This is a genomic window from Bradyrhizobium sp. AUGA SZCCT0160 (assembly GCF_018130105.1).
Classification (GTDB): domain Bacteria; phylum Pseudomonadota; class Alphaproteobacteria; order Rhizobiales; family Xanthobacteraceae; genus Bradyrhizobium.
In genome coordinates this window covers 328826-334902 of record NZ_JAFCMD010000006.1, presented here as the reverse complement: position 1 = coordinate 334902, position 6077 = coordinate 328826, and the positions used below count along the sequence as shown (strand labels likewise).

The following is a 6077-nucleotide window of genomic DNA, read 5'->3' as shown; positions in this document are numbered from 1 at the left end:
AAGCGTACGGCAAAACCGTGTGGTCCTGGCGCCCGTTGCAGGCGTCAAGCTGTCGGGTAGGCGAGAGCCGAAACGGCAGCGACGGAGTCAACCAAGAACTCGTCTCCGGGGAGATCACGGCATAAGCCGTAAAGCCATTGCGCAGGGAAGGCCGGGTGTTCACCGCTGCCCTGTATGCTCGTGTGCAGCCTTTTTAGTGCAAACCGCACGCGAGACCGCGGGTGCAGCGCGCACCCGGTCTTCCCTGCGCCCTCCATTTGCAGAGGGCGGGAAGTTTCCAGCAAAGCTCGGGCGCAATGCGTCGCGAGAATGCGGCCACATATTCAACTGTCATCGCCCGGCTTGACCGGGCGACCCAGTATTCCAGAGAAGCCGATGATAGAACCGAGAAGCCGCGGCGTACTGGGTCCCCCGCTTTCGCGGAGGACGACGGTCACGGCATGGGGCGCATGACGAGTTCACGTCCCGCAGAACGTCTGCAACACGCGCTGCTCCGGCAATGGCGGATTGGCGTAGTCAGCAAACTCCGGCTGGTCCTCGAACGGCTTTGCCAGCACGCTCAGCAATTCCTCGAACGGCGCGTAATCGTCATTATTCATCGCGGCCTGGATCACGGCTTCGACGCGGTGGTTGCGCGGGATGAAGGCCGGATTGACCCGACGCATCGCGGCGTGTCGCTCCGTCGCCGATTGCGGTTCGTCAGCAATACGCTGCCGCCAGCGCGCCGCCCACTCATCGAACGCCGCGGGGTCGAGGAACTGGGCCCTGACGCTGTCGTCGTTCGCGTCGAGCGCGACATCGGCGAGGCGGCGGAAGGTGAGGGTGAAGTCGGCCTGGTTCTTGGCCATGGCGTCGAGCAGGTCCTGCACCAGCGCCTCGTCGCCGTCACGCTGGCTGAACAGGCCGATCTTGCCACGCAGTCCCGATTGATAAGCGGTGGTGAATTTTTCCGCGAATTCGCCGAGGATGAATTGCGCCTGTTCGATCGCCTTGTCCTTGTCGTCGGAAAGCAGCGGCAGCAGGCATTCGGCCAGCCGCGTCAAATTCCACAGCGCGATCTGCGGCTGATTGGCGTAGGCGTAACGGCCCATCTCGTCGATCGAGGAGAACACCTGCGCGGGGTCGTAATGGTCCATGAACGCGCATGGGCCGTAATCGATGGTCTCGCCCGAGACCGAGCAATTGTCGGTGTTCATGACGCCATGGATGAAGCCGACCAGAAGCCAGCGTGCCATGAGATCGGCCTGCCGCGCCACGACGCCTTCGAGCAGCGCGTGATAGGGGCGCTCAGCCTTGGCGGCCTCCGGATAGTGGCGCGCGATCGCGTGGTCGGCGAGCTGGCGCACGCCGTCGGTGTCGCCGCGCGCGGCAAAGAACTGGAAGGTGCCGACCCGGATGTGGCTAGAGGCGACGCGGGTCAGCACCGCGCCGGGCAGCATGGTCTCGCGCTGGACGCGCTCGCCGGTGATCACGGCCGCGAGCGAACGTGTGGTCGGAATGCCGAGCGCATACATCGCCTCGCTGACGATGTATTCGCGCAGCACCGGGCCGAGCGCGGCGCGGCCGTCGCCACGGCGGGAGAACGGCGTCGGGCCGGAGCCCTTGAGCTGGATGTCGCGGCGGACGCCGTCGGCGTCGATGACTTCGCCGAGCAAAATGGCCCTTCCGTCGCCGAGTTGCGGCACGAAATGCCCGAACTGGTGGCCGGCATAGGCCATCGCGATCGGGTCGGCCCCATCAGGGACGCGTTTGCCGGCCAGGATCTCGGCGCCCTCGGGGCTAGAGAGCACCTCCGGATCAAGGCCGAGATGGGTGGCCAGCGCCCGGTTCAGCTTGATCAGCCGGGGGGCGGCCACGGGGGTGGGCGCCACCCGGGCGAAAAAGTTCGCCGGCAGCGCCGCATAGGTGTGCTGGAACGGGAAATGGACGGTCATGACCACAAAGATAGGCGCGCCCGGGGGATAGGCAAAGGGGCCATCTTCGGCGGGTTCAAAACAGCGCTTTTGGGGCCAAAACGGGGGCCTCCACTGGTTGCCGCACCCGGTCTCGTCGGGTAAACCCTCCCGCAGTTCGAGAAGGGCTTTGGCCCTCGATTCGACCCCTCCAATATCAGTTTTTGGGATTTCCATGCATCGCTACCGGTCACACAAATGCGGCGAGCTCCGCGACATCCACATCGGCGAGACGGTCCGCCTCTCGGGCTGGTGCCATGTCGTCCGTGACCTTGGCGGTGTACTGTTTATCGACTTGCGCGACCATTACGGCATCACCCAAGTCGTGGCCGACGCGACTTCGCCAGCCTACAGGCACGCCGAAAAGTTGCGTTCGGAATGGGTGGTGCGGATAGAGGGCAAGGTTCGACGTCGGCCCGAGGGAACAGATAATCCGGAACTAGAGACTGGGACTGTCGAGGTCTACGTCAACGAAATTGAAGTATTGGGTCCAGCCGCCGAATTGCCGATGCCTGTGGCCGGCGAGCAAGAATATCCTGAAGACATAAGGCTTAAGTACCGTTTCCTCGACCTGCGTCGTGAGAAACTGCACCAGAACATCATGACCCGCGGCGCGATCGTCGATTCCATGCGCAAGCGGATGAAGGAGCAGGGCTTCTTCGAGTTCCAGACCCCGATCCTGACCGCGTCCTCGCCCGAAGGCGCACGCGACTTCCTGGTGCCGTCGCGGATTCATCCCGGCAAATTCTACGCGCTGCCGCAGGCGCCGCAGCAGTACAAGCAGCTGCTGATGATGTCGGGCTTCGACCGCTACTTCCAGATCGCGCCATGCTTCCGCGACGAGGACCCGCGCGCCGACCGCCTGCCGGGCGAGTTCTATCAGCTCGACGTCGAGATGAGCTTTGTCGAACAGGACGACGTGTTCGCGGCGATGGAGCCGGTCGTCACCGGCGTGTTCGAGGAATTTGCAAAAGGCAAGCCGGTGACAAAGGGCTGGCCTCAAATTTCCTACAGTGCATCAATTCGTGCGTTTGGATCAGACAAACCGGATTTGCGCAATCCGCTGTTGATCCACGATGTGACAAACGTGTTCCGCGGCTCAGGTTTTGGACTTTTTGCTAGGGGAATTGCCAGCAACGAGAATGTTCGAATTTGGGCAATTCCTGCTCCGTCAGCGGGTAGCCGCGCTTTCTGTGACCGCATGGATAGTTGGGCAAAGGGTGAGGGGCAACCGGGTCTGGGGTATGTCTTCTGGCGAGACGGAGATGTTTCCGGCGCTGGTCCGATTGCCAAGAACTTGGGAGCCGATCTGACCGCAATTCTAATGAAGGAACTTAATGGACGGAATGGTCAGTTCGTCCGGTTGCCAGTGCCCGTCGAAGAGCAGACCACGATAGACACTCTTTTCGCTGAGAATTTCCCTCTACAGGTTGCAAAACCGTATCGAGATATGCGGCCAGACGGTCTGTTAGATGGTGACGCGGTGTTCTTCGTGATGGGAACACCAAAAGATATTTACAAGTTTGCAGGCGCCGTTCGTGGCAAAATCGGCGAGGAAATGAATCTCATTGATAAAGATCGGTTTGAACTGGCTTGGATCATCGACTTCCCGATGTTCGAATACAACGAAGAAGAAAAGAGAATCGACTTTTCACACAATCCGTTCTCGATGCCGCAAGGAGGCTTAGGAGCGCTCATAAACCGCGATCCCTTGCGCATACCTGCCTTCCAGTACGACATCGTCTGCAACGGCTACGAGATCGCCTCCGGCGGCATCCGCAACCACAAGCCCGAGACGATGGTGAAGGCGTTCGAGATCGCGGGCTATGGTGAGAAGGACGTCGTCGAGCGGTTCGGCGGCATGTACCGCGCGTTCCAATACGGCGCCCCGCCGCATGGCGGCATGGCGGCCGGCGTCGATCGCATCGTGATGCTGCTGTGCGGCACCACGAACCTGCGCGAAATCTCGCTGTTCCCGATGAATCAGCAGGCCGTCGACCTGCTGATGGGCGCGCCGTCCGATGTCGCGATCAAGCAACTGCGCGAACTGCACATCCGGCTCAACCTGCCGGACAAGAGCTAGTGCAGGGTTAGAGTCCCGTCGAGGCCTCGATCCGGAATTGCGACAGCGCGAGCAACGGGTCGGTGTTCATGAACTGGTTGAGCTGCTGGAGCGGCAGCTTGCCGCGCGGCGTGAGTTTGACATTCAACGTCTGCCGCGGCGTCTCGATAAAGCGGGCGACGGCGTCCAGCGCCGCGAGCACGTCGGGATAGGCCGCGGCCGGTTCGCGTGCCGACCGGATCATGTCGACGATGGCGCTCCGCGCCGCCTCGCGGCTCACGTCCTGAAGGCGAGCATATTGGGCAACCGCGATGTCGATCGCGCCGGTGTCGCGCAGCACGAGCTCGATCGGGCCGGCCTCGATCTGCTCGGCCATCGCCGCCGCCTGCACCGGGTTGAGCGTGAACACGCCGCGAGGCACGTTGGTGAGCGACAGTTGCGCATTTGCCTTGAGGAGCCCGCCCAGTTCGAGCGACACCGGCTCAAGCGCGAACGTCTTCGTCGCCTCCGTCCAAACAGCGCCGACGTCATTATCGATGACTGCCTTGTCGAGGCCAGCCGCGATCAGCGCCATCAGTATAGGATCGGAGGCGTCGAGAGGCGTCGTCATCCTGGTGGTCATGCGGACCTTGGTCGGGATCGGGCCGACAAACTGCCCCCAGTCCAGGCTGAACTGTTCGATGCTGACCTGCTTGCCGGTGTTCTTGAAGGGGGCCACCAGTCCCCTGAGTTCAGCGCCCCCGATCAGCGGAATCATGTCCAGCGCCTTGTCGGGCGGCGGCGGCGAACCGGCGAATTGCGCCGACAGCCGCAGCAGATTGGCGACGTCGAGGGATTTGAGGGCAAAGCGGCCAAGCTTGACCGGCCCTTCGGGAGCGCGGCCATCGACGCCTTCGATCGCGAATTCGTTGACCTTGCCATTGTCCAGATCGAGCCGCATCGCCGACAGCTTGACGGGGCCTTGCGGGGTCTCCACGGAGAATCCGCGCATCTCGGCATTGCCGATCCGCATGCCCTCGTACAGCTTGGCCACCTTCTCGATCATCGCGCGCGCCTGCGCCGGCGTCGGCGGCGCGGCGCCGGGCGCAGGTATCATCGCCAGCAGATCCGGCACTTGCATGCGCGAGGGCCGCAAGCCCAGATCATCAATCGTGATGCCATCGATCCGCATGTTCAGGCCTTGCCCGGAGCTGACAACATAGGGCCCCGTCGTGATTTGGCGGTAGGCGCGGTAATATTGGTCGTCGCTGGCCTTCTGCGGATCGAACATCGCGGCCACCGCGCGGCTGTCGATGTCGTAGCCCGCGATATTGGCGAGGTTGCCGGTGAGCTTGTCCGGCTTGCCCCCCGCGCCTTGAGCGTTGACCGTGAACACCGCACCGTCGATCTTGGCGCTGGCGACCTTGCCTTCCTTGATGTCCTGCATCGCAAGGCCCGTATACGCGACCTCGCCACCGCCCGGCGTCGCAACGCCGGAGTTGATGGTTCCGGTCAGGCTAGGGGCCGTGATCGACGTCGCCGCAACGCCTGCGAACTGCTCGAGTACGGACCGGTAGATGTCGGCAAGGGCCGACGAGGCCGGCGGCCGCTGCAGGCTGGCGGGACCGGAATATTCCTTCACTGTGATCCGCGGCAGCTTGTAGGAGAGGTTCGATGGCGGCTGTGGGCCGATTGCAGCGCCGATATCGAGGTCGGCGATTTCGATGGTCTCGGCCGAGAACCGCGCCGCGTCCGGCTGGCTGACGCCGGATGCTGTGAGGTTGCCGATCTTGACGCTGACCGGCGGTTGCGCCGCCGACTGAGCCGCGATTTCGGCGATCGTGACCGTGCGGTTCAGGAGGTCGAACGACACCTTGCCGCGGCTCGCCTTGCCGCCCGCCGCGCGAACCTGCTCAAGTGCGGCGTCGACCTCGCTGGCTATTCGATGCTGGGTATAGAACTGAAAGCCGAAGAAACCGCCCACCGCGATCACGATTGCGGCAACCAGGCCGCTCAGAACCTTTACCATTCGGGCAGCTCCGGTTGCCGGTTGGGCGGAGGGCAATTTGCCGTTGTCGGTCGAA

The 6077-nt window shown here is 63.0% G+C and carries 3 protein-coding genes; 1 reads left to right on the top strand and 2 read right to left on the bottom strand.

Annotated elements, in window-relative coordinates; genetic code table 11:
* Positions 1-458: 458 nt before the first annotated feature.
* Positions 459-1934, bottom strand: coding sequence for a YdiU family protein (locus JQ558_RS13400; RefSeq protein ID WP_212293903.1), 1476 nt, complete (start codon positions 1932-1934; stop codon positions 459-461).
* Between the two features lie 193 nt (positions 1935-2127).
* Between JQ558_RS13400 and aspS the strand changes: the two genes are divergently transcribed.
* Positions 2128-4035 (top strand): aspartate--tRNA ligase, encoded by a 1908-nt coding sequence (gene aspS / locus JQ558_RS13395; protein WP_212293902.1) that lies wholly within the window; start codon positions 2128-2130, stop codon positions 4033-4035.
* 7 nt (positions 4036-4042) lie between these two features.
* Here aspS and JQ558_RS13390 read toward each other — a convergent pair whose 3' ends face one another.
* Complete coding sequence (locus JQ558_RS13390; RefSeq protein WP_212293901.1) at positions 4043-6022, bottom strand: hypothetical protein; 1980 nt, start codon at positions 6020-6022, stop codon at positions 4043-4045.
* Positions 6023-6077: the final 55 nt, after the last annotated feature.

Bases quoted from the DNA above. Each gene is read 5' to 3' on its own strand.
- JQ558_RS13400 (WP_212293903.1), bottom strand. From the start codon at position 1,934: ATGACCGTCCATTTCCCGTTCCAGCACACCTATGCGGCGCTGCCGGCG.
- aspS (WP_212293902.1), top strand. From the start codon at position 2,128: ATGCATCGCTACCGGTCACACAAATGCGGCGAGCTCCGCGACATCCAC.
- JQ558_RS13390 (WP_212293901.1), bottom strand. From the start codon at position 6,022: ATGGTAAAGGTTCTGAGCGGCCTGGTTGCCGCAATCGTGATCGCGGTG.